This is a genomic window from Sphingomonas sp. Y38-1Y, from assembly GCF_032391395.1.
Taxonomy (GTDB): Bacteria; Pseudomonadota; Alphaproteobacteria; order Sphingomonadales; family Sphingomonadaceae; genus Sphingomonas.
The window spans coordinates 3394845-3417325 of record NZ_CP135916.1 but is presented as its reverse complement, the minus strand read 5'-3'; the positions used below and the strand labels follow the sequence as shown (position 1 = coordinate 3417325).

Annotated in this window: 21 protein-coding genes; 14 read left to right on the top strand and 7 right to left on the bottom strand. The window is 68.8% G+C overall.

Features of this window, described 5'->3' with window-relative positions:
- Positions 1-17 precede the first annotated feature (17 nt).
- The 3 genes from RS883_RS16210 to RS883_RS16200 all read right to left on the bottom strand — a co-directional run bounded on the left by RS883_RS16210 (position 18) and on the right by RS883_RS16200 (position 2842).
- Positions 18-158 (bottom strand): hypothetical protein, encoded by a 141-nt coding sequence (locus RS883_RS16210; RefSeq protein WP_409977361.1) that lies wholly within the window; start codon positions 156-158, stop codon positions 18-20.
- Positions 159-327: 169 nt separating this feature from the next.
- Positions 328-2184, bottom strand: a complete 1857-nt coding sequence (locus RS883_RS16205; RefSeq protein WP_315761217.1) for a DNA polymerase Y family protein — start codon at positions 2182-2184, stop codon at positions 328-330.
- Entirely contained in the window at positions 2099-2842 is a 744-nt protein-coding gene (locus RS883_RS16200; RefSeq protein WP_315761216.1) for a protein ImuA, read from the bottom strand. Before RS883_RS16200 ends, RS883_RS16205 begins: the two co-directional genes overlap by 86 nt.
- Before the next feature lie 206 nt (positions 2843-3048).
- Here RS883_RS16200 and RS883_RS16195 point away from each other — a divergent pair, with 206 nt between their 5' ends.
- The 3 genes from RS883_RS16195 to RS883_RS16185 all read left to right on the top strand — a co-directional run bounded on the left by RS883_RS16195 (position 3049) and on the right by RS883_RS16185 (position 6965).
- Positions 3049-4332: a 3-methyl-2-oxobutanoate dehydrogenase (2-methylpropanoyl-transferring) subunit alpha gene (locus RS883_RS16195; protein WP_315761215.1), complete on the top strand. Its 1284-nt coding sequence runs from the start codon at positions 3049-3051 to the stop codon at positions 4330-4332.
- Positions 4333-4594: 262 nt separating this feature from the next.
- Positions 4595-5599, top strand: a complete 1005-nt coding sequence (locus tag RS883_RS16190; protein WP_315765177.1) for an alpha-ketoacid dehydrogenase subunit beta — start codon at positions 4595-4597, stop codon at positions 5597-5599.
- Positions 5600-5651: 52 nt separating this feature from the next.
- Complete coding sequence (locus tag RS883_RS16185; protein ID WP_315761214.1) at positions 5652-6965, top strand: dihydrolipoamide acetyltransferase family protein; 1314 nt, start codon at positions 5652-5654, stop codon at positions 6963-6965.
- 270 nt (positions 6966-7235) lie between these two features.
- Here RS883_RS16185 and RS883_RS16180 read toward each other — a convergent pair whose 3' ends face one another.
- A complete protein-coding gene (locus tag RS883_RS16180) occupies positions 7236-8678 on the bottom strand; it encodes a DUF1593 domain-containing protein (RefSeq protein WP_315761213.1) in 1443 nt (480 codons plus the stop codon).
- 86 nt (positions 8679-8764) lie between these two features.
- Between RS883_RS16180 and RS883_RS16175 the strand changes: the two genes are divergently transcribed.
- On the top strand, positions 8765-9682 hold the full coding sequence (locus tag RS883_RS16175; RefSeq protein ID WP_409977360.1) for a tyrosine recombinase XerC: 918 nt from the start codon (positions 8765-8767) through the stop codon (positions 9680-9682).
- On the opposite strand, the gene fcl is transcribed toward RS883_RS16175, so the two are convergent.
- Together fcl and gmd are read right to left on the bottom strand one after the other, a co-directional pair.
- Complete coding sequence (gene fcl, locus RS883_RS16170) at positions 9667-10551, bottom strand: GDP-L-fucose synthase (protein ID WP_315765173.1); 885 nt, start codon at positions 10549-10551, stop codon at positions 9667-9669. The two genes, RS883_RS16175 and fcl, sit on opposite strands and share 16 nt — an antisense overlap.
- A gap of 65 nt (positions 10552-10616) precedes the next feature.
- Positions 10617-11681, bottom strand: coding sequence for a GDP-mannose 4,6-dehydratase (gmd, locus tag RS883_RS16165; RefSeq protein ID WP_315761212.1), 1065 nt, complete (start codon positions 11679-11681; stop codon positions 10617-10619).
- Between the two features lie 429 nt (positions 11682-12110).
- Here gmd and fdhD point away from each other — a divergent pair, with 429 nt between their 5' ends.
- The 10 genes from fdhD (at position 12111) to mmsB (ending at position 20089) form a co-directional block, all read left to right on the top strand.
- Positions 12111-12842 (top strand): formate dehydrogenase accessory sulfurtransferase FdhD, encoded by a 732-nt coding sequence (fdhD, locus tag RS883_RS16160; protein WP_315761211.1) that lies wholly within the window; start codon positions 12111-12113, stop codon positions 12840-12842.
- On the top strand, positions 12839-13384 hold the full coding sequence (gene mobA / locus RS883_RS16155) for a molybdenum cofactor guanylyltransferase (protein WP_315761210.1): 546 nt from the start codon (positions 12839-12841) through the stop codon (positions 13382-13384). The genes fdhD and mobA overlap by 4 nt, the downstream gene beginning before the upstream one ends.
- Positions 13385-13432: 48 nt before the next feature.
- Positions 13433-14410 (top strand): polysaccharide deacetylase family protein, encoded by a 978-nt coding sequence (locus RS883_RS16150; RefSeq protein WP_315761209.1) that lies wholly within the window; start codon positions 13433-13435, stop codon positions 14408-14410.
- Positions 14407-14904, top strand: coding sequence for a hypothetical protein (locus RS883_RS16145; RefSeq protein WP_315761208.1), 498 nt, complete (start codon positions 14407-14409; stop codon positions 14902-14904). Before RS883_RS16150 ends, RS883_RS16145 begins: the two co-directional genes overlap by 4 nt.
- Positions 14901-15371, top strand: a complete 471-nt coding sequence (locus RS883_RS16140) for a hypothetical protein (RefSeq protein WP_315761207.1) — start codon at positions 14901-14903, stop codon at positions 15369-15371. The genes RS883_RS16145 and RS883_RS16140 overlap by 4 nt, the downstream gene beginning before the upstream one ends.
- On the top strand, positions 15368-15799 hold the full coding sequence (locus RS883_RS16135; RefSeq protein ID WP_315761206.1) for a hypothetical protein: 432 nt from the start codon (positions 15368-15370) through the stop codon (positions 15797-15799). Before RS883_RS16140 ends, RS883_RS16135 begins: the two co-directional genes overlap by 4 nt.
- Positions 15796-16944 carry an acyl-CoA dehydrogenase family protein gene (locus RS883_RS16130; protein WP_315761205.1) on the top strand — a complete coding sequence of 383 codons (1149 nt, stop codon included), beginning with the start codon at positions 15796-15798 and terminating at the stop codon, positions 16942-16944. The genes RS883_RS16135 and RS883_RS16130 overlap by 4 nt, the downstream gene beginning before the upstream one ends.
- A 124-nt stretch (positions 16945-17068) precedes the next feature.
- Complete coding sequence (locus tag RS883_RS16125) at positions 17069-18112, top strand: enoyl-CoA hydratase/isomerase family protein (protein ID WP_315761204.1); 1044 nt, start codon at positions 17069-17071, stop codon at positions 18110-18112.
- A gap of 105 nt (positions 18113-18217) precedes the next feature.
- The gene (locus RS883_RS16120) at positions 18218-18991 is read left to right on the top strand and encodes an enoyl-CoA hydratase (protein WP_315761203.1); all 774 of its coding nucleotides are present in this window, start codon (positions 18218-18220) and stop codon (positions 18989-18991) included.
- Positions 18992-19210: 219 nt separating this feature from the next.
- A complete protein-coding gene (gene mmsB, locus RS883_RS16115) occupies positions 19211-20089 on the top strand; it encodes a 3-hydroxyisobutyrate dehydrogenase (protein ID WP_315761202.1) in 879 nt (292 codons plus the stop codon).
- A gap of 291 nt (positions 20090-20380) precedes the next feature.
- Here the strand turns inward: mmsB and RS883_RS16110 are convergent, their stop codons facing one another.
- The gene (locus RS883_RS16110) at positions 20381-22441 is read right to left on the bottom strand and encodes a S9 family peptidase (protein ID WP_315761201.1); all 2061 of its coding nucleotides are present in this window, start codon (positions 22439-22441) and stop codon (positions 20381-20383) included.
- Positions 22442-22481 lie beyond the last annotated feature (40 nt).

Genomic DNA, 22481 nt, shown 5'->3' with positions numbered 1-22481 from the left:
GCTGAGCTCTCGCGCCATCACCCGAACAGCCCGTGCAGCCACCAGCTGAGGTCGCCGGTCACCGTGCGCGTGCCGTCGCCGCGGCGGTAGAGCCAGTAGCGGCGGCCGCCTTCGTCCTCGACGCGGAAATAGTCGCGGACGGCGTGCGCTTCGCCCATGCGGCGCCACCATTCGCCGTGGATGCGCTCGGGCCCGTCGGCGCGGACGACGCTGTGGCTGACGCCGCGCCAGGTATGAAGCCTTGAATAGGCGCAATCGGGCAGTTCAGCGACCTGAAACGTGGGTCGAAACCGCTTTCGGATTGCCTGAGGCAGGCAGGGGCGCGGCTTAAGCGGGATTTGCAGGCGGGGATGCCGGTATCTCGCCGGGGCGCCGGACATCGCGTCGGCAGCCAAGCGTAGGCAGGACCAGCATCGAGGCGAACGGCGAGGCAAAGAGCGGCCAGGAGCGTTCGGGCGCGTCGCTTTCGACCGCGCGCGTGCGCCACAGGCGGGCAGTGCCGATGCGATTGGCGATCGCATCGACCAGGGGGGCAAGGTCGGGCGCCGCCTCCGCATCCAGCCGCTCGTCGAAGGGGGCCGGGGCGAGCGGTTCGGCGCGGCGGACGTGGAGCGTCATCGCGTCGATGCCATAGCCGGGCTCGATCTCCTCGATCCGGCGCGCGATCAGGCGGAGGATGTGGACGGGATCGCGACTGGCGCGGGCGAGGCCGATACGCAGGCGCTGTGGCACATGGTCGACGCGCTCGGCGACGAGCTCAATCGCGCGCGCGCCGAGGCCGGCGGCGGTCAGCTCGGCGACGAGGCGGGGGACGAGCACGCCCAGCCAGTGCGCGATCCCCTCGGCCGTGGCGATCGGTTCGAGGAAGCCCTGGCGACAGGCGATGGCGGGGCGGGGGATGACGGGGTCGAGCGGCTCCGGCAGGCGGCCGTATGCCTGGTCGAGCCGTTCCAGCGAGCGGGCGAAGCGGCGCGCGAGGGGGCCGCGGGGCAGCGCGGCGAGCTGGCCGATCCGCTCGATGCCGAAGCGGCGGAGCAGTTCGACATCGGCCTCGTCCAGGCGGAGCGCGGCGACGGGGAGGGGGGCGAGCCAGTCGGACTCGGCGCCGGGCGGGCAGACGAGGACCGCTGTGGCTTGCGTGGCGGAGCCGGGCCGATCCGGCGCGTGAAGCCGGGGGGCATAGGGATTGCCGTCGTCGCGCGGGTGGCGGATGCGCATGTCGGCGGCTTGGCGGATGCCGGCATGGCGCGGACGCGGGGCGGCGAAGCCGGGGGCGCTACCGGCGGTCGCATGGCGGACGAGCGCGGCGGCGGCGCCGGGCGATCCGGCGACGGCGATGCGCGCGGCGTGCCCTGCGCGGGCGAGCACCGCGACGATGCGTGCGGCCATCGCCGCTTCGCCGCCGAACAGGTGGGCGACGCCGGTCAGGTCGAGGAAGATCAGATCCTCGCCCGCCAGCGCGACGCCGGGGCTCCACTTGCGCGCGAGCGCGACGGCGAGGCGGCGTAGGCCCTCGGCATCGGCAGCGGGGTCGGCAGGGTGGACGATCAGCCCCGGCACCATCGCGCGCGCGGCGGTGAGCGCCATGCTGCGCTTCAGTCCGCGCGACCGGGCGAGTGGGCAGGCGGCCTGGACGACCACGCGGCTGCCCACGCGCAGGCTGGTGACGACGGGAGGTGCGTGCGGTTCGTCGGCTTTGGTTGGTTGGGCACGTGCTTCGACAGGCTCAGCACGAACTGGGGCGGGGGTGGCGTTCGGTTCGCCAGGCCGGGCTTGTTTGGCACGTGCTTCGGCAAGCTCAGCACGAACGGATGGAGTGGACTGGGCGTCCTTCAGCGAGAACGGCACCGCGCCGCGCGCTTCGTCGGGTCGGAGCGCGCGGAAGGGGTGGTCGGCGGCTTCGCTGCGACGGCCGAGCTCGCGCATCGGCGGGCGCTGGTGGAGCGGCAGCGCCGCGATCTCCGCATCCACCACCTCGACATCGCGGCGTGCCCAGCGCGCGCCGGGGCGCCAGCCCGGTGTCTTCGGCACCGAGCATTCATTCGCACGCTCGTCGGCGACCTTGGCCGCCAGCGCGCTGGTGTCCGCGGCGCCGCGCTCAGGCGGCGGCGCGGGAATCGCGCCCGCCCGCCGCAGCCGGTCGATCGACCAGTCGGGCAGGCAGAGCGCAGCGACCCGTCGCATCGCAAGCCTCCAGCATCCAGGATCCCGTCTCACCACCGCGCTGGCGCACCAGCACCGCGTTCCAGCGCGCGCGGCCCACCCCCGCCACGCCGAGCGGCGCCGAGGGCGCGCAGCCGATCCGCCAGCGCGTGACCGCGGCGGAGGGGGCGCCCAGCGGATCGACGTCGGCGCGGCCATGCCGCTTGAGCATCAGCGCGATCGTGCGCCCGCCCTCTGCCGCCAGTTGCAGCCGCCGCGTCGCGGGCAGGCCGACGCGCTTCACCTCGCCGATGACCGCGCCTAGACCGCGGTGGCGCAGCCCCTCCTCCATCAGCGCCAGCACCTCGGCATCGTCGGCCGCCTCGGCATAGAGGACGCGCTCGGGCGCGAGGCCCGCTTGCGCGAGGCCGGGGGCGAACAGGTCGCGGCGGCGCACGATCCACAGCACAGTGCCCCAGGCGCGTGCGGCGATCCCCGTCAGGAACAGGGTCGCGGCGGCATCGTCGGCCAGATCGGGCGTGTCGCCCGCCACCTCGTGCAACGCATCGAGTCGCAGGCCACCCCCCGCCAGCCGCTCGTCGATCGTACCGATGCCGAACGGCAGCGCGGGACGCCGGCGGAAACCGGCGCCCTCGATGGCGTTCAGCGCTTGGCGCAATTCGGCTAGGCTGGCGGACATGGCGACTCGGTTGAACCAGAATGTTCCTATTCTGTTCCAACCCGTGTGGGAGTCAATCCGCCAATCGTCGCAAAATTTACAGGGCAGAGATGCTGACCCATTTACAAGCGCCGCCGGGCGTGTTGTAATTTTATAATAGCGTTCTGACCCGAAGGATCGGGCGGTGCCGACATGGGTTCTCGTGCACGTAGATCGGAGAGTGTGACTTGCCAGGCGACGTTCCCGCCAATCGCCCGCCGCTGACGCTGCACGTGCCGGAGCCGCGCTTCCGGCCCGGCGATGCGGTCGACTACAGCCATGTCGAGGTGCCCCCCGCGGGCAGCGCCCGCCGTCCGGAGCCGGGCGAACCGGCTGCCTCGTTCCACGAGCTTTCGTTCGGGCTGGTGCGCGTTCTCGATGACGAGGGGCAGGCGGTCGGCCCCTGGGCGCCGCGGCTTTCACCAGATGTGCTGCGCACGATGCTGCGCAACATGGCGCTGGTGCGCGCGTTCGACGAGCGTATGTTCCGCGCCCAGCGGCAGGGCAAGACCAGCTTCTACATGAAGTCGACGGGCGAGGAGGCGGTGTCGGTCGCCGCCGCGATGGCGATGCAGCGCGACGACATGTGCTTCCCCAGCTATCGCCAGCAGGGCATCCTCATCACGCGCGGTTACCCCCTCGTCGAGATGATGAACCAGATCTACTCGAACCGCGGCGACAAGCTTCAGGGCAAGCAGTTGCCGATCATGTATTCGGCCAAGGATCACGGCTTCTTCTCGATCTCCGGCAACCTCACCACGCAATATCCGCAGGCGGTGGGCTGGGCGATGGCAAGCGCGGCCAAGGGCGACAGCCGCATCGCCGCGACCTGGTGCGGGGAAGGGTCGACGGCGGAGGGCGACTTCCATTCGGCGCTGACCTTCGCGACGGTCTATCGCGCGCCGGTCATCATGAACGTCGTCAACAACCAGTGGGCGATCTCGAGCTTTTCGGGCTTTGCGGGGGCTGAGGCGACGACGTTCGCGGCGCGGGCGGTCGGCTATGGCATCGCGGGCCTGCGCGTCGACGGCAACGATGCGCTGGCCGTCTATGCCGCGACCGAATGGGCGGCGGAGCGCGCGCGCACCAATGCCGGGCCGACGCTGATCGAGCATTTCACCTATCGCGCCGAGGGGCACTCGACCTCCGACGATCCCACGCAATACCGGTCGGCGGAGGAAGCGAGCGAGTGGCCGCTGGGCGATCCCGTGCGGCGGCTGCGCGACCATCTGATCGCGATCGGCGAGTGGGATCTGGAGCGGCACGCGGCGCAGGACCTGGAGCTCGCCGAAACGGTCAAGAAGGCGCAGAAGGAGGCCGAGGCGAACGGCATCCTGGGCCATGGCCTCCACCAGCCGCTCGACACGCTGTTCGACGGCGTGTTCGAGGAGATGCCTTGGCATCTTCGCGAGCAGCAGGCGCAGATGATCGCCGAGGAAGAGGCGAGCGGCCGGCCATGGGCAAGGAAGTGATCCCCGTCATCCTCTCCCCTGGACAGGGGAGAGGATACCGAAGCTTGGCCCGGCGCGAGCCGGGGCTAGCGAAGGTTGGTGAGGGGTGGAGCGGCGCCCCGCGCCGCGCGCTTGCGGGGCAAGCGCCGACCCCTCACCCAGCTTCGACTAGGCGGCAGAGCCGCCAAGTCTGCGCAACCCTCTCCCCTGCAAGCAGGGGCGAGGGCAGATGAGTGCCATCATGACCGACACCGAAAACGAAGCACCTACCGACACCCAGCGCATGAACATGATCCAGGCGATCAATTCGGCGATGGACGTGATGATGGCGCGCGATCCCGACGTGCTCGTGATGGGCGAGGATGTCGGCTATTTCGGCGGCGTGTTCCGCGCGACCGCGGGGCTCCAGAAGAAATACGGCAAGACGCGCGTGTTCGACACGCCGATTACCGAGATCGGCATCATCGGCGTCGCGATCGGCATGGGCGCATATGGTCTGCGCCCCGTCCCCGAGATCCAGTTTGCCGACTATATCTATCCCGCGCTCGACCAGCTGGTCAGCGAGGCGGCGCGGCTACGCTATCGCTCGGGCGGCGACTTCACCGCGCCCATTACCGTGCGATCGCCGTTCGGCGGCGGTATCTTCGGCGGGCAGACGCACAGCCAGAGCCCCGAGGGCATCTTCACCCACGTGTCGGGCCTCAAGACCGTGATCCCGGCGACGCCCTATGACGCCAAGGGGCTGCTGATCGCCTCGATCGAGGACAACGATCCCGTCATCTTCTTCGAGCCCAAGCGCATCTACAACGGCCCGTTTGACGGTCATTGGGATCGCCCGACCAAGAACTGGTCGGGGCATCCGGGCGGCGAGGTGCCGACGGGCTATTACCGGATCGAGCTGGGCAAGGCGGCGACGGTGCGTGCGGGCCAGGACCTCACCATCATCGCCTATGGCACGATGGTGCATGTCGCGCAGGCGGTGGTCGAGGAGATGGGCATCGATGCCGAGATCCTCGACCTGCGCACGCTGGTGCCGCTCGACATTGAGGCGATCGAGGCGTCGGTGCGCAAGACCGGGCGTTGCATGATCATCCATGAGGCGACGCGGACGGGCGGTTTCGGCGCCGAGCTGTCGGCGCTGGTGACCGAGCGCTGCTTCCACCATCTGGAGGCGCCGGTCGAGCGGGTGACGGGCTTCGACACGCCGTATCCGCACAGCCTGGAATGGGCGTATTTCCCGGGGCCGGTGCGGATCGGCCAGGCGCTCAGAAAGATCATGAAGGACTGACGCGGCTGCGCTCCACCCGCGTTCACATTGCTCGAAACGAACGGAAGACAAGATGGCGCTGTTCAAGTTCCGCCTGCCCGACATCGGCGAAGGCATTTCCGAGGCCGAGATCGTCGCCTGGCACGTCAAGGTCGGCGACCGCGTCGAGGAGGACCAGAGCCTTGCCGACATGATGACCGACAAGGCGACGGTGGAGATGGAATCGCCCGTCGCCGGGGTCGTCGTCGAGCTGGCAGGCGAGGTCGGCGACCAGGTGCCGATCGGCTCCACCCTGGTGGTGATCGAGACCGAGGGCGCTGGCGAGGCAGATGCGCCAGTCCCGGTCGACGAGGACCAGGTCGAGGCGGAGAATCCGGGCGTGGAGGAAGTTGCCGCGCCTGCACCGATGCCGGCCGAGACCGCTCCTGCCGCTCGTCGCGAGCCTGCCGAAAGCGCAGCGCCCGAGGCGCGTGCTTCGACAAGCTCAGCACGAACGGAGGAAAGCGCACCCGTTCCCGGCAAGGGCGAGAAAGTCCTCGCCTCGCCCGCCGTTCGCGCGCGCGCGAAGGATCTCGGCATCGATCTGGCCGATGTTCGCCATGACGGTGCGCATGTCCGCCATGCCGATCTGGACGCCTATCTCCGCTATAGCGGCGGCCAGGGCTATCATGCGCCGCACGCGAGCCGCGCGCGGGAGGACGAGACCGTCCGCGTCATCGGCATGCGTCGCCGCATCGCCGAGAACATGGCGGCGTCGAAGCGCGCGATCCCGCACTTCACCTATGTCGACGAGATTGACGTCACCGCGCTGGAGGCGATGCGCGGCGACCTCAACGCCAATCGGGGCACGCGGCCCAAGCTCACCATGCTGCCGTTCCTGATCGTCGCGATCTGTCGGACGCTGCCCGACTTTCCCATGCTCAACGCGCGCTACGACGACGAGGCGGGCGTGGTGACGCGGAGCGGCCGCGTTCACATGGGCATGGCGACGCAGACCGACGCCGGCCTGATGGTCCCTGTGATCCGCGATGCGCAGGACAAGAATGTCTGGCAGCTCGCGACCGAGATCGGGCGCCTGGCCGAGGCGGCGCGGACGGGCAAGGCGAAGTCGGAAGAGCTGTCGGGATCGACGATCACGGTCACCTCGCTCGGGCCACTGGGTGGCATCGCGACCACGCCGGTCATCAATCGGCCGGAAGTCGCGATCATCGGCCCGAACAAGATCGTCGAGCGACCTGTCTTCGATGGCGACGACATCCGCCGTGCCAAGCTGATGAACCTGTCGATCAGCTGCGACCACCGCGTCGTCGATGGCTGGGATGCGGCCAGCTATGTCCAGGCGGTGCGCAAGCTGCTCGAGACGCCGGTGCTGCTGTTCGCGGATTAGGGTCTGTACTCAATCAGCACAGGGTCGTGACGGAGCGGGTTTTGGCGCAGGGCCAGGAGCAAGGAGGGAGCGATGTCGAAGCATCGTGACCGACGCGCGACGCCGCCCTGCGCCAAAAGCCGCCCGCCGCGAAGCGGTCGCCCTTGGAAGACCATCGAACATCGTCGCTCGCTTGCAGGTAGCGCAGCTACCTGACTGCGCTGCGCTCCTTGTCGATGGTCTTCCAAGGGCGATCACGATCCCTGTGCTGATTGAGTACAGACCCAAGGATCAGGGGCGCAGCGTCACGATGACGCGGGCGTAGCGGGTCAGTGGCGGCGATCCCTTGTCGGTGACGCGCAGGATGAAATGCGCGTCGCAGGCGCGATCGACCTTGGGCGCCTCGAAGTGGCGCTCGTACAGGCTCTCGGCGCCCGACAGCTTGATCGGCACGGCGCAGCTGCCCGCCTCGGGATAGGCGAACCAGTGATAGCTGAGGCTGTCTCCATCGGGATCGCTGGTTCCGGCGGCGCTGAGCGTCACGCGCTCGCCCGCCTTTGCCGATAGCCGGTCGGGATGGCCGAGGCGGACGAGCGGCGGATGATTCGCCTCACCCGGCGCGCGCACCGTCCAGTCCATGCGCGCGGCGAAGTCGTTCTGGATATCGTTGCGCCAGCGCCAGATCGTCTCGCGAAAGCCCTCGAAGCTTCGCTCGCCCGGCTTGATCGTCGCGCCGTAAGGGCGGGGGGCGGGCGGTGTCACCTTGTCGACCGCGTTGGTCCAGATCGGCCGCGTCTCTGCGGTGATCGGCACGCCGCCGTTGAACCCCTTGGGATCAAGCTCGTCCAGCGGCGGGATGCGCAGCGCATAGCGGCCGCCCCACCCGCCCCAGTCCGGGCGATCGGGCACGCTGAGGCCGTTGGGGATGAGCGCGAGGAACGACGGCGTATCGCCCTCCATCCCATAAGCGACGTCGGGATAGGCGGTGCCGAGCGGTCCGTGGCCCTGTTGGATATTGGCGGCGAGCCACGGGTTCGAGATCGTCGCGTTGTCGGCGCCCTCGATCGCGGTCATGATCCCCGTCCAGGTCGCCGCGCCATAGCCGCCGGGACTGACGATGTAGAACAGCCCGGGGAATTCGCGCCGCATCCACGGCCCGGAATCGTCCTGGTCGGAGATGGTATAGACGCGCAGCTTGGCGACCAGCCGCCGCACTTCCGCCGCGGGCCGCGTCGTGCGCAGGGTGTGGAGCGCCTGTGCCAGCGTGTTGGGTCCGCCCCAGGCGGTGACCCACAAGGGCCGCGGATCGGGGCGGTCGAGCGCGGCGATCAGGCGCCGGGCGCCCTCGCTCTCCTGGCCGGTGCCGACACCGCCCATGCCGTAGGCCGTCTGGCCCGTCGCGACCAGCCGCTCCAACGCCGCCGCCGTCGGATAGCCGGGGGCGTGCTTCGACAGGTTCGGCTGAACCTTTGCATAGTCGCCGATGATCCGCCGGATCGTCTCTGGCGCGATCCGTTGCTTCATGTGGACCGAGGTGGTCGCGACCAGGCCCTCGATCTCGATCTCGTTCGAATAGAGCAGCAGGCGGATCAGCGATTGCGTGTCATCGGGTTCGTTCTCGATGTCGGTCAGGACGAACAGCCGCTGCTTCGACATGGGGGCGGTCTGCGCGATCGTCGGCGGCGCCGCGAGCGGCGAGAGACAGGCGATCGCCAACCAGAACCGCCACTGCATCCTATCCGCCCCTCATCTACCCACGTTATCGTTATCATCGGCGTTGGGCGGCAGCTTCGTCAATGCGTTGCCGGTAGGGGCGGTTGATGGCGCGGCGTGGCGGGTTGTTCTATCAGGTCGGGATGGCAGAGCCCTTGCCCCTCGCCTTTGCCCGGCATCTGGCCCGCGACCGACGGCGGTCGGCGCATACGGTGCGCGCCTATCAGGGGGCGGCGGAACGGCTGCTCGCGTTCCTGCGCGTGCATTGGGGCGGGCCGGTTGAGGCGGCGGACCTGTCGCGGCTGACGCCGGCCGATCTGCGTGCCTTCCTGGCGGCGCGGCGGGGAGAGGGGCTGTCGAACGCTTCGGCCGCGCGCGAATTGTCGGCGGTGCGCGCGCTACTCGCCTTCACGGGCGCGCCGGCGCCGCGGCTGGCCGGACCGCGCGTCAAGAAGGGCGTGCCGCGTCCGATCGCGCCGGCCGAGGCGATCGCACTGGCCGAGGAAGTGGCCGAGGATGCGAGCGAGCCATGGATCGCCGCGCGTGACTGGGCGGTGCTGATGCTGCTCTATGGCGCGGGACTGCGCATCGGCGAGGCGCTGGCGCTGACCGGCGGGGTGCTGCCAATGGGCGAGACGCTGCGCGTCACCGGCAAGCGCGCCAAGACGCGGATCGTGCCGCTGCTCCCCCAGGTTGCGCAGGCGGTCGCCGCCTATGCCGACGCCTGTCCTTATCGCCTCACCGCCGAGGGGCCGTTGTTCCGCGGCGCAAAGGGCGGGCCGCTGTCGCCGGCGGTGATCCGCCGGTCGGTGCGGGCGGCTCGCGGGCGGCTGGGACTGTCAGACCGGACGACGCCGCACGCGCTGCGCCACAGCTTTGCGACGCATCTGCTGGGGCGCGGCGCCGACCTGCGCGCGCTCCAGGAACTGCTCGGGCATGCGAGCCTCAGCTCGACGCAAATCTATACCGCGGTGGATGCCGCGCACCTGCTCGACGTCTATCGGAACGCTCACCCACGGGCTTGAGCGAAGTCGCGATAGACGCCGGCGACGCCATCGCGAAGGCCGATGCGCGGCCGCCAGCCCATCGCCGCGAGCCTGTCGCCCGACATCAGCTTGCGCGGCGTGCCGTCGGGTTTGGACAGGTCGCGGCGGATCGTCCCGTTGAAGCCCACTACGTCGCAGACGAGCGCTGCCAGTTCGGCGATCGTGATGTCCTCGCCGGCGCCCGCATTGACATGGCTCTCGTCCGAATAGGTCTCCATCAGGAACACGCATGCGTCGGCCAGGTCGTCGACGTGCAGGAACTCGCGCCGCGGCGTGCCCGTGCCCCAGATCTCGATGCTGTCGGCGCCCGCCAGCTTCGCCTCATGCGCCTTGCGGATCAGGGCGGGGAGCACGTGACTGCTCTGGAGGTCGAAATTATCGCCGGGGCCGTAGAGGTTGGTCGGCATCACCGAGATGAAGTCGCGGCCATGCTGGCGGCGATAGGCCTGGGCAAGCTTGATCCCGGCGATCTTGGCGATCGCATACCACTCGTTGGTCGGCTCGAGCGCGCCGGTGAGCAGCGCGTCCTCGCCAATCGGCTGCGCGGCGGCCTTGGGGTAGATGCAGGACGAGCCGAGAAAAAGGAGCTTCTCGACGCCGCTGGCATGCGACCCCTCGATGACGTTCGCCTCGATCAGGAGATTGTCGTAGAGGAAGTCGGCGGGAAAGCGGTCGTTGGCGAGGATGCCGCCGACCCTTGCCGCGGCGAGGAACACCGCGTTGGGACGCCGGTCGGCGAACCAGGCGCGCACCGCCGCCTGATCCCTGAGGTCGAGTTCGGCCCGGCCGGCGGTGAGCACCTCGCAGCGCTCGCCCGCCAGCCGGCGGATGATCGCCGAGCCGACCATGCCGCGGTGCCCCGCGACGAACACGCGCTTGCCGGCAAGGTCGTAGGGCAGGCGAAACGCGATGGTCAGGCGACCGCGGCTGGCGGCGTGAATGCCTTGCCGTCCAGATCGGCCAGGACCATTTCCCGCGCCAGCTCACGCGTGGTGATGCGCGGCTCCCAGCCGAGCTTTTGCCGGGCCTTGCTCGCGTCGCCGATCAGCAGGTCGACTTCGGTCGGGCGGAAATATCGGGGATGCACCTCGACCAGGCAGCGACCGGTGAGGATGCAATAGCCCTTCTCGTCGACGCCTTCGCCCTCCCAGCGCAAGCGGATGCCCGCGTCCTGGAACGCCCATTCGACGAAGGTGCGCACCTGCGTCGTCGTGCCGGTGGCGAGCACATAATCGTCGGGCTGATCCTGTTGCAGCATCCGCCACATGCCCTCGACATATTCGCGCGCATGGCCCCAATCGCGCTGGGCATCGAGATTGCCGAGCCACAATTTGTCCTGATGCCCCGCCTTGATCGAGGCGGCGGCGTGGCTGACCTTCCGCGTCAGGAAGTTCCGGCCGCGCCGGGGGCTCTCGTGATTGAACAGGATGCCGTTCGAGGCATGCATGCCGCGGAATTCGCGGTAGTTGCGAACCGCATGAAAGGCGTACGCCTTGGCACAGGCATAGGGCGAGCGGGGATAGAAGGGTGTCTTCTCGCGCTGCGGCACTTCCTGGACGAGGCCGAACAATTCGGAGGTCGATGCCTGATAGAAGCGCGTCGTCTTCTCAAGCCCCAGGATGCGGATCGCCTCCAGCAGGCGGACGGGCCCGATTCCGTCGGCGTTGGCGGTGTATTCGGGCTTGTCGAAGCTGACATGCACATGGCTTTGCGCGGCGAGATTGTAGATCTCGTCGGGCTGCGTTTCCTGGACGATGCGGATCAGGTTGGTCGCGTCGGTCAGGTCGCCATAATGGAGGTGCAGACGCGGATCGGGATCGTGCGGGTCCTGATAGATGTGATCGATGCGTTCGGTGTTGAACGACGATGCCCGCCGCATGACGCCATGAACCGTGTAGCCCTTTTCGAGCAACAGTTCCGCCAGATAGGATCCGTCCTGGCCGGTGATGCCAGTAATGAGCGCAGTCTTCCTCGTCATTCTGCCTCAACTCGATGTACTCGGCAAAGGCGCAACTTGAGCGTCGTGGAACCGGACAGCATCCCGGCCACGCCTTCACGTACAGGTTGAACGAAAACGCGACAGGCCGGTGCGGCAAACGCTGTAGGGATCGCCGTCGTGACGAGCGTACAAGCTGGCGACGATCGGAGGATTTATCTCCTCCGATTCGGATCTTACGCACGGTTCTTACATAAAGCAACGTGACGAATGCGGTGTTAAGCAGCGATCGTCGACGATTTTGTCGCGCGCTGGCATGGCGCCTACCCAATATTGTGGACTTTGGGCGTAACGATCCGGGGCTCATCGTGAGCGGGTGCCAAATGACTTGTCTCTCGGCCTCGAACCGGGACAGGGTGGGCGATGGCTGGAGCCGGTATTTTCTCGTTCGATCGAATCGCCGCCGCCGATATGCGTGAACCGATCGAGCGGGTCGTGGCCGAGGAGACACCGGTCGCGATCGAGTTCAACGGCATCGGCTATGCCGTCCTGATGGCGACGCCCGCCGACCTGTCCGACCTTGTCACCGGCTTCGCGCTTGCCGAGCGATTGGTGGAGGCCGCGAGCGAATTGCTCGACATCGACGTGCATCCGACCGAGCGCGGGATCATCGTTCGTGCGGCGCTCGCACCCGATCGCGCCGCTCGCGTCGCCGATCGCGTTCGCCACCGTGTGTCCGAGAGTTCGTGCGGACTGTGCGGGATCGAGAATCTCGAACAGGCGCTTCGCCCGCTGCCGCGAGTGACGACCAGAAGCGCGGCGAGCGACGCCGCGATCTTTGCGGCGCTCGGCGCGCTTCGCGACCATCAGCCGCTGAATGCTGCGACTGGCGGGGTCCATGCCGCGGCGCTGGTTGCCGCCGACGGCACGATCCGCCTCGCCCGCGAGGATGTCGGGCGGCACAATGCGTTCGACAAGCTGATCGGCGCGATGGCGCGCGAAGGGCTGGGCTGGGACGGCGGCTTCGCGCTCTTGTCCTCGCGCTGCTCGTACGAGCTGGTCGAGAAGGCGGCGCTGGCGGATTGTCCGCTGCTCGTCACCGTTTCCGCTCCGACGGCGCTTGCGATCGAGCGGGCGCGGGCGGCGGGGCTGCGCCTCGTCGTGCTCGCGCGCGCCGATGCGATGCTGGAGGTGACGGCGTGATCCTGGGTGCGGTGCTCGCTGGCGGTCGGTCGAGCCGGTTCGGCGGCGACAAGGGCGCGGCGCTGTTCGAAGGGCGCGCACTGATCGACCATGCACTCGCCGCGCTGACGCCGCATTGCGGCGCGTTGGTCGTCGTCGGGCGCGAGTGGCCGGGCGTTGCCTCGGTTCCGGATCGGCCATTGCCGGATCTCGGACCGCTCGGTGGGCTGGCCGGTGCGCTTCATCATGCGCAGGCGATCGGCGCGCGTGCGGTGCTGTCGGTCGGCTGCGACACGCCCGCGATCCCGGCCGCGCTGCTCGCCGATCTTGCGGCCCGCCCGGGCCCCACGCTGGTCGAGACGCTGCCGATCATCGGCATCTGGCCCGCCGGGCTCTCGGCGCAGCTCGACGCGTTCGTCGCCACCGATCCGCGGCGGTCGATGCGCGGCTGGGCGGCGGCATGCGGCGCTGCGTTCGTCGAAGCGCCGCCGCTTGCCAACATCAACACCGCGGGCGACCTTGCCGCGCTACAGGACGTTGCGGGCGCCATCCCGCGCGGCTAGTTGCAGATGTAACCGGATACCGGCACGAGCAGGACGGGAGAGGATGCGATGCGGATCACCAGCGCCATGACCGGCCGCCCGACCCGGGCACGCGCATGCGCGTTGTTCCTCCTGGCGCTGTTCATCGCCGTGCCGGCGCATGCCGAGAAGCTGATCGCGCTCACCTTCGACGACGTGCCACGCGCCCCCGGCGCCTGGTATTCGCCCGATGAGCGCACCCGCCGGATCATCGCGGCGCTCGACCAGGGCGAGGTTCGCGGCGCGGCGTTCTTCGTCAATCCCGGCTCGCTCGCCAAGCCGGAGGGGAAGGGCGGCGAGCGGCGGATCGCCGCCTATGCGCGGGCCGGCCATGTCATCGCCAATCACGGCTTCTCGCACCTGCAACTGAGCGACACCCCGGCCGCGACCTATATCGCCGACATCGATCGCGCCGATCGCTGGCTGCGCGGACGGGCGGGGTTCCGGCCCTGGTACCGTTTTCCGTATCTGGACGAGGGGCGGCAGGACAAGGCGAAGCGCGATGCGATCCGGGCGGCGCTGGCCGAGCGGCGGCTGGCCAACGGCTATGCGACCGCGGACGGTGTCGACTGGCATCTGGAGGCGCGGACGACCGATGCCGTGCGAGCGGGCAAGCCGATCGACCTCGACGGCCTTCGCGCGCTCTATGTCGAGACCCAGGCGGATGCCGCGGATTACTACGACGCGCTGGCGGTCAAGGCGACGGGGCGCTCGCCGATCCAGGTCATGCTGATGCACGAGACCGACCTTGCCGCGCGCTTCCTGCCCGACCTGATCGCCGAGCTGAAGCGCCGCGGTTGGCGGTTCGTCAGTGCCGATGCCGCCTTTGCCGATCCGCTGGCGGCGGAGGCGGCGCGCATCGACGTGCCGAGCGCGCAGGGAACGCTTGTCGAGGCTGTGGCTTGGGCAAGGGGACTGCCCGCGCCGCGCTGGTACCGGGGCAACGATACCAAGTTGCTCGACCGCTGGTACGACGCGCGGGTGCTGAAGGAGAGCCCCGTGCCATGAAGCGCCTTGCGCTAGTTCCCGTCCTTTTCCTCGCCGGCTGCGGCAGCGCGGGTGAGGACAGCGAGAGCAACGTGTCGGTCGCGGTGCCCGCCGCGTCGCCGGCGCCCACCCCCGAACCCGAGCCGAGCGCGACGCCTACCCCCGAGGCGAACGAGACCGCCGAGGCGGCGACGGTGCCGGAGGTGCCCGCCGGGCCTATCGAGGCGATCCCGGTCGAGTGGCGCGGCACCTGGGCCGGGCGCGACGGCTGTGCGCGATCATCGACGATGCGCGTCCGAGTCGCCGCCGACCGGCTGATGTTCTACGAAAGCGAGGGCGTCGCGAGCGAGATCGAGCGCCGCGCCCCGCGCGAGATCGCGCTCAAGCTCGCCATGTCGGGCGAAGGCGAGGATTGGACCCGCCGCGCGGTGCTGGCGCTGTCCGAGGATGGCGAGCGGCTGACACGGACCGAGGCGGGGATGGACCCGGTCACCTATACGCGATGCGCCGTATGAGCGGCGCCGGACAGCGAGATGCCGTCCTGCGTCGGCGGGGCGCGCTGATCCTGGCGGCGATCTGGTGCGCGACGCTCGTCCTGCCGAGCTGGTCTCAGACCTTCGATCGCTCGCAGGGCCCCGTGACGATGTTCGGTTTCCAGATCTTGAGCTCGGGCTGGATCGCGATCGTCTATGGCCAGTTGGCGTGGCTTGCCAACCTGGCGCTGCCGGTCGCGCTGGTCGCGCTGACCTCATGGTCGATCGGCGATCGCGTGGCGCAATGGGCGGCGATCGTCATCCTGGTATCGGTGGCGACGATGATCGATCTGGTGCTGCGTCCCGCGTTTCATGGCAATCCCGTGTTGCTGGCCGGTGGCTGGCTCTGGTTGGCGGCCAGCCTGGGGACGGCGATATTCACGATCGCCATGACCGCGGTGGCCCGGCAGCGCGGATCGACGGCGATGTGGTCGGGACCGGTCGCATGAGGCTGTCGTTCTGGACGGTGCGCGCGCGGCGCTGGGTGATGGTGGGTCTGGCGCTGCTCTGGTTCTGCTCGCTGGGCGCCAACGCGGCGACGATGGCGAACGGGAAGCCGTTCGCCGGCTTCTCGATCCTGATCCTCGGCTGGACCGAGGTGCCGCTGGGGCAGCCCGCCTGGCTCGCCAACCTGTTCCTGCTCCCGGCGCTGCTGCTGATCCCGCAGCGGCAGAGCAACCCGCGCCTGCTCAACATCCTCGGCATCGCGCTGATGGCCTGCGCGATCGCGGCGTTGTTGTGGCGCACGATCCCCGACACGACGGGGCGGGTGGCGATCATGAGCTATGATGAAGGCTATTATCTATGGATGGCGGCGGTGATCGGGACGTCGCTTGCCGCCGTCGCCACCGCCTCGACGGAGCAAGTTCAAGAATGACCGATCAGTTCGACCTCACCGACGACCAGCGCGAGATCCAGGAGCTGGCACGCCGCTTCACCGCCGACCGCATCACGCCGATTGCGGCCGAGTGGGACGAGAAGCACATCTTCCCGCGCGACGTCGTCAAGGCAGCGGCCGAGCTCGGCTTCGGCGCCATCTATGTCGGCGAGGAATCGGGCGGGATCGGCCTTGGCCGGCTGGAAGCGGCGCTCATCATGGAGGCGATGGCCTATGGCTGTCCGTCGACCAGCGCGTTCATCTCCATTCACAACATGGCGTCGTGGATGCTCGACCGGTTCGGTTCGGCCGAGCTCAAGGCGCGCTACCTGCCCCGCCTCGTCACCGCCGACTGGCTGGCGAGCTATTGCCTGACCGAGCCGTCGTCGGGCTCCGACGCCGCGGCGCTCAAGACGCGCGCGGTGCGCGACGGCGACGATTACATCGTGACCGGCACCAAGCAGTTCATCTCCGGCGCGGGCGAGAACGAGCTCTACCTCGTCATGTGCCGAACCGGCGACGAGGGGCCGAAGGGCATCTCCTGCCTGGCGATCGAGCGCGACATGCCGGGCGTCAGCTTCGGCGCGAACGAGAAGAAGCTCGGCTGGCATTCGCAGCCGACGCGGGCCGTCATCCTGGAGGAGGTGCGCGTCCCCGCCGCCAACCTGGTCGGGGCGGAGGGCGAGGGGTTTCGCATCGCGATGATGGGCCTGGACGGCGGGCGGCTCAACATCGGCGCGTGCTCGCTGGGCGGGGCGCAGCGCTGCCTGGACGAGGCGGTCGCCTATACCAAGGATCGCAAGCAGTTCGGCAAGCCCATCGCCGACTTCCAGAACACGCAGTTCACGCTTGCCGACATGGCGACCGAGCTGGAGGCGGCGCGCGCGCTCCTCTACGTCGCCGCCGCCAAGGTGACCGCGAACGCGCCCGACAAGACCCGGTTCGCGGCGATGGCGAAGCGGCTGGCGACCGACAGCGGATCGTCGGTGGTGGACCGCGCGCTGCAACTGCATGGCGGGTACGGGTACCTGCAGGATTATCCGGTCGAGCGCTTCTGGCGCGACCTGCGCGTCCATTCGATCCTGGAGGGGACGAACCAGGTGATGCGGATGATCGTCGGGCGGGACCTGCTGCGGCAGGGCTGATCCTTCGATACGGGTCTTCGCCTGCGCTCAACCCCTACTCAGGACGAACGGTAGGGGTGCAAAACAATCCGTTCGTCCTGAGTAGCCGCTGAGCGAAATCGAAGCGGCGTATCGAAGGATCATGATGACCGAAGACGTGCTGATCGAACGCGAGGGCGCGATGGGCCGCATCCGGCTCAACCGGCCGAAGGCGATCCATGCGCTGACCGCCGACATGTGCCGCGCGATCCTGGATGCGCTGGGCGAGTGGGCGGGCGATCCGACGCTGGAGGCGGTGACGATCGACCATGCCGACGGCCGCGGCTTCTGTGCGGGCGGGGACATCCGCCTGATCGCCGAGTCGAGCGCAGGGGACGGCGCGGCGGCGCGCGACTTCTTTCGCGTCGAGTATGGGATGAACCACCGGCTGTTCACTTTCGCCAAGCCGATCGCCGCGTTCATGGACGGGATCACGATGGGCGGCGGGGTAGGCCTCTCGCAGCCGGCCAATTTCCGGATCGCGACCGAGAACACGCGCTTTGCCATGCCCGAGACCTCGATCGGACTGTTCCCCGATGTGGGCGGCGGCTGGTACCTGTCGCGGCTGACGGGGCGGATGGGGCAGTTCCTGGCGCTGACCGGGCACCGGCTGGACGGGGCCGAGTGCCTCGCGCTCGGCTTGGCCACCCATTATCTGCCTGCCGCGGCGCTGCCCGAGGCGAAGCGCCGCATCGGCGAGGCGCCGCAGGCGATCGAGGCGGTGCTGGCCGACCTTGCCGTGCCTGCGCCCGAGGCGGCGATCCTGGCGCACCGCGAGGCGATCGATCGCCTGTTCGCGAGCGACAAGCTGGAGGAGATCCTCGATGCGCTCGAAAACGACGACAGCGACTTCGCCCGCGAACAGCGCAAGCTGCTCGCGACCAAGTCGCCGCAGGCGATGAAGGTCAGCCTCAAGCTGCTGCTCGACGGCCGCGCGATGCCGACGTTCGAGGACGAGATGCGCCAGGAATTCGCCGTCGCCTGCCACGTCGTCCAGCGTCCCGACATCGTCGAGGGCGTGCGCGCGGTGATCGTCGACAAGGATCACGCGCCACGCTGGGACCCCGCCACGCCGGAGGCGGTCAGCGACCACCTGATCGACCGCATCTTCGCCCCGCTCTCGCCCGACGACGAATGGAATCCGGCCTAGTTTTCTCGGCGTCACCCCGGACTGGATCCGGGGTCCCGCTTCTTCCCGCTGTTGCCAAGGCAGCGGGACCCCGGCTCAAGGCCGGGGTGACGAAAGGAAGATAAAGTGACCTACGAAACTCTGATCGTCGAAAAGCGCGAGCGGGTGACGCTCATCACGCTCAACCGGCCCAAGGCGCTGAATGCGCTCAACGCACAGGTGCTCGCCGACCTGCTTGCGGCGCTCGCCGCCTTCGACGCCGACGGGGCCCAAGGCTGCGCGGTCATCACCGGCAGCGAGAAGGCGTTCGCCGCGGGCGCCGACATCAAGGAGATGTCGGCGATGGGCTTTGCCGAGATGTACGGCACCAACCATTTCGCCGGCTGGGAAGCGTTCGGGCGGACGCGCAAGCCCGTCATCGCCGCGGTGGCGGGCTATGCGCTGGGTGGCGGGTGCGAGCTGGCGATGATGTGCGATTTCATCCTCGCGGCCGACACGGCCAAGTTCGGCCAGCCGGAGATCAAGCTGGGCGTCACCCCCGGCATGGGCGGATCGCAGCGGCTCGCCCATGCAGTCGGCAAGGCCAAGGCGATGGAGATGGTGCTGACCGGCCGCATGATCGATGCCGAGGAAGCCGAGCGCGCCGGCCTGGTCGCGCGCATCGTCCCCGCCGCCGGGCTGGTCGAGGAAGCGGTGAAGACCGCGGCCACGATCGCGTCGATGGCGCCGCTCGCGGTCCTCGCCAACAAGGAGATGGTCAACGCCGCGTTCGAGATGCCGCTGGCGCAGGGCGTCCAGTTCGAGCGGCGGCTGTTCAACGGCCTGTTCGGGACCGAGGACCAGAAGGAAGGCATGGCCGCCTTCGTCGAGAAGCGGCCGGGGAACTGGACGGGGCGTTGATCGAACAGCGTTCGCCTCGAGCGGACCAACAAACAGCGTTCGCTTCGAGCGAAGTCGAGAAGCCGGTTCCTGATCCCCGTTTTCTCGACTTCGCTCGAAACGAACGCAGGATAAGTTATCCCGTCGTCCTGAGCTTGTCGAAGGACGTGTCACGAGCGCGGCGTTTGCCGCACGTGCTTCGACAGGCTCAGCACGAACGGGTGAAGACAGGACAAGCAAATGGCACGCATCGCATTCATCGGGCTCGGCAACATGGGCGGCGGGATGGCCGCGAACCTGGCGAAGGCGGGGCATGACGTGCGCGCCTTCGACCTTTCCGCGGAGGCGCTGGCGCGCGCGAAGGACGCCGGCTGCCTGCCCGCCGAGAGCGCCGCTGCGGCGTGCGAGGATGCCGAGGCGGTGGTGACGATGCTGCCGGCCGGAAGCCATGTCGAAAGCGTCTATGGCGAGGCGGTGTTCGCCGCGGCGCCGCGAACCGCGATCCTGATCGACTGTTCGACGATCCCCGTCGCGACCGCGCGCGACGTCGCGCAGCGCGCGGGGGAGGCGGGCTTTACGATGGTCGACGCGCCCGTGTCCGGCGGGATCGCCGCGGCGAATGCGGGCAGCCTCACCTTCATGGTCGGCGGCAGCGCCGACGGGTTCGGCCGCGCCGAGCCGTTCCTGGACGCGATGGGCAAGGCGGTGATCCATGCCGGCGGCGCGGGGGCGGGCCAGGCGGCCAAGATCTGCAACAACATGCTGCTCGGCGCGACGATGATCGCGACGTGCGAAAGCTTTGCGCTGGCCGAGAAGCTGGGCCTCGATCTTGCCACCTATTACGACATAGCCAGCAAGGCGTCGGGCCAGAGCTGGTCGATGACGAGCTATTGCCCAGTGCCCGGCGTCGGACCGGAGACGCCCGCGGACCGCGATTACCAGGGCGGGTTCGCCGCAGCGCTGATGCTGAAGGACCTGCGGCTGGCGATGGACGCGGCGGCGGGGGCGTCGGCCGACACGCCGATGGGCGCGCGGGCGGCGGAGCTTTACCAGCGGTTCGTCGACGACGGCAACGCGGCGACGGACTTTTCGGGGATCATCCGGATGTTGAAGGGGTAACGCCGCTATCCAAGAACCGTTCGAGCTGAGCCTGTCGAAGCATGTGCGTCGGGCGGGGCGCTCGTGACACGTCCTTCGACAAGCTCAGGACGAACGGAGAGGGATTCTTGTGCTTTCGCGTAGGCGGGAGCCCAGGGTTGCTTAGCGCCAGCGTTGCGTTTGCCGCCTTGGCCTCCCGCCTTCGCGGGAACACGGCCCTGATTCGTCACCCCGGCCTTGAGCCGGGGGCCTGCTACTCTCCGTACTCGCAGAAGAAGCGCGACCCCGGATCAAGTCCGGGGTGACGGGGTGTCAGTTGCCGGTCGTAGCGGTCGCCGCCGGCGCAGGTGCCGCCGCGCCAGCCCCCGTCCGGTACTTGTCGAACCACGCCAGAATCGCGCTCGCCTTTGCCGCGGACTGGCTGGGGCGGGCGGTGAAGCCGCCGTGGCTGGCGCCGGTCACCTTGACGAGCGCGGTGGGGACGCCGCGGATCTGGAGCGCGGCGTAATATTGCTCGCTCTCGCTCACCGGGGTCCGGTAATCCTCGCTGCCGACGACGACCAGGGTCGGCGTCTTGACGTTGCCGACCAGGCTCAATGGCGAGCGCGTCCAGTAGCTCATGGGATCTTCCCAGGGTTGCTTCTTGAACCAATAGCGGGAGGTGAAGCCGGTGCCGTCCATGGTCAGCGCCTCGCTGATCCAGTTGATGACGGGCTTCTGCGTCGCCGCCGCCTTGAAGCGGTCGGTCTTGCCGACGATCCAGCTGGTCAGCACGCCGCCACCCGACCCGCCGGTGACGAACAGGTTGTTGGGGTCCGAATAGCCCTGCGCGATCGCCGCATCGACGGTCGCCATTAGGTCGTCATAGTCTTCGCTGGGATAATTCTTGTCGATTAAGTTGGCGAACTCGGCGCCGTAGGAGGTCGATCCGCGCGGATTGGCATAAACGACGGCATAGCCCGCCGCGGCATAGAGTTGATAATCCGACGCGAACACGGGGGCATAGGCGGTGTGCGGGCCGCCATGGATCTCTAGGATCGTCGGCACGCGCGTGCCCGGCTGATAGCTGGGCGGCAGCACGATCCAGGCGTCGATCTTGCGCCCGTCCTTCGACGTCACCGGAACGGGCTTCAACTCGCCCATCGTCTTGCCCGCCATCCACGTCTCGTTGAGGCGCGTGAGCTGCTTGCCGTTCAGGTACACATCCGCGGGCTTGCGCCAGTCGCCGCTCGTATAGGCGACGCGCCCGTCGTCCGCGACGGTGAAGGTGCCGCCGGTATAGGGCCGGTCGAGCCCGCCGCCCGCCAGCCCCTCGACCACCGGCGTCATGCGCCCGTCGAGCCCGACGCGCGCGACCTTCTTCACGGCATTGTCGTCATAGGAGACGTAAAGGCTGCGGCCGTCGCGCGCCCAAACGGCGGTGTCGATCTCGCGATCCAGGCTGGCGGTCAGCGAGCGCGGGTTCGAGCCGTCCGCGTCCATGACATAGAGCTGCGCCGGCTCGTTGCTGCGATATTTGTCGTCGAAGCCGAGATAGGCGATCTTGGCGCCGTCGGGGGAGATCACCGGCGCTTGGTCGGGGCCGTAGCGCTTGGTGAGCTGCGTCAGCCCGCCCGTCGCGACGTCGAGGCGATAGACGTTGCTGTCGTTGGGCTCTCGCTCCCAATCGGGACGGCGGACGCTGGAAAAGACGAGGCTCCGGCCGTCGCGCGACCAGCTGAGCGGTCCATTGTCGTAGAAATTGCCGAAGGTGAGCTGGCGCGGCGCACCGCCGTCGGCAGAGACGACGAAGACATGGTCGTAGCCGGGCTTGAGATAGCCGGCACCGTCCGCGCGGTACGTCACGCGGTCGATGATCTCCAGCGGCTCGGCCCATTTCGCGCCGTCGGGCTTCGCTGGTGCCTTGCCGAGCTTCAGCCTCTCACCGGGCACGCGCATCGTATAGGCGATCTGGCGGCCGTCGGGCGACCAGCTCATCGCCTCCGGGCTGTCGGGCAGGCCGGTGATGCGTGCGGTCGCGCCCGTCGAGACCCAGCGGACGTGGAGCTGCGGCGACTGGCCGGGCTCGGCCGAGACATAGGCGATGCGCGTGCCGTCGGGCGACCAGCGCGGGCTGGAGCCGCTGCCGGCGAGCGGCGTCTGCGCGCCGGTGCGCGTGTCGATCAGCCAGATCGCGCTGGCCATCCGGTCGTTCATCACGTCGCCGCTGCGGCGGACATAGGCGATGCGGCTGCCGTCAGGACTGATCTGCGGGTCGGACGCCTGCTCCAGGCTGAACAGGTCGTTGCCGGTGAAGGTGCGACTGGGCGCATCTTGAGCGAGCGCGGGGAGCGCGGCGCCGGCGAGCAGCAGCGCAAGGGCATGGCGAAGCATCTGGTTGGGTCCTCCCGTTGATGGCCGGGAAAATTGCGCG

What these genes read in the sequence shown, in the direction of transcription:
- RS883_RS16180 (WP_315761213.1), bottom strand. Translation starts at nt 8,678, where the DNA reads ATGCAGTGGCGGTTCTGGTTGGCGATCGCCTGTCTCTCGCCGCTCGCG.
- RS883_RS16125 (WP_315761204.1), top strand. Translation starts at nt 17,069, where the DNA reads ATGACCGAAGACGTGCTGATCGAACGCGAGGGCGCGATGGGCCGCATC.
- RS883_RS16205 (WP_315761217.1), bottom strand. Translation starts at nt 2,184, where the DNA reads ATGCGACGGGTCGCTGCGCTCTGCCTGCCCGACTGGTCGATCGACCGG.
- RS883_RS16150 (WP_315761209.1), top strand. Translation starts at nt 13,433, where the DNA reads ATGCGGATCACCAGCGCCATGACCGGCCGCCCGACCCGGGCACGCGCA.
- RS883_RS16190 (WP_315765177.1), top strand. Translation starts at nt 4,595, where the DNA reads ATGAACATGATCCAGGCGATCAATTCGGCGATGGACGTGATGATGGCG.
- gmd (WP_315761212.1), bottom strand. Translation starts at nt 11,681, where the DNA reads ATGACGAGGAAGACTGCGCTCATTACTGGCATCACCGGCCAGGACGGA.
- RS883_RS16140 (WP_315761207.1), top strand. Translation starts at nt 14,901, where the DNA reads ATGAGCGGCGCCGGACAGCGAGATGCCGTCCTGCGTCGGCGGGGCGCG.
- RS883_RS16145 (WP_315761208.1), top strand. Translation starts at nt 14,407, where the DNA reads ATGAAGCGCCTTGCGCTAGTTCCCGTCCTTTTCCTCGCCGGCTGCGGC.
- mmsB (WP_315761202.1), top strand. Translation starts at nt 19,211, where the DNA reads ATGGCACGCATCGCATTCATCGGGCTCGGCAACATGGGCGGCGGGATG.
- fdhD (WP_315761211.1), top strand. Translation starts at nt 12,111, where the DNA reads ATGCGTGAACCGATCGAGCGGGTCGTGGCCGAGGAGACACCGGTCGCG.
- fcl (WP_315765173.1), bottom strand. Translation starts at nt 10,551, where the DNA reads ATGGTCGGCTCGGCGATCATCCGCCGGCTGGCGGGCGAGCGCTGCGAG.
- RS883_RS16130 (WP_315761205.1), top strand. Translation starts at nt 15,796, where the DNA reads ATGACCGATCAGTTCGACCTCACCGACGACCAGCGCGAGATCCAGGAG.
- RS883_RS16200 (WP_315761216.1), bottom strand. Translation starts at nt 2,842, where the DNA reads ATGTCCGCCAGCCTAGCCGAATTGCGCCAAGCGCTGAACGCCATCGAG.
- RS883_RS16135 (WP_315761206.1), top strand. Translation starts at nt 15,368, where the DNA reads ATGAGGCTGTCGTTCTGGACGGTGCGCGCGCGGCGCTGGGTGATGGTG.
- RS883_RS16175 (WP_409977360.1), top strand. Translation starts at nt 8,765, where the DNA reads ATGGCGCGGCGTGGCGGGTTGTTCTATCAGGTCGGGATGGCAGAGCCC.
- RS883_RS16110 (WP_315761201.1), bottom strand. Translation starts at nt 22,441, where the DNA reads ATGCTTCGCCATGCCCTTGCGCTGCTGCTCGCCGGCGCCGCGCTCCCC.
- RS883_RS16185 (WP_315761214.1), top strand. Translation starts at nt 5,652, where the DNA reads ATGGCGCTGTTCAAGTTCCGCCTGCCCGACATCGGCGAAGGCATTTCC.
- RS883_RS16210 (WP_409977361.1), bottom strand. Translation starts at nt 158, where the DNA reads ATGGGCGAAGCGCACGCCGTCCGCGACTATTTCCGCGTCGAGGACGAA.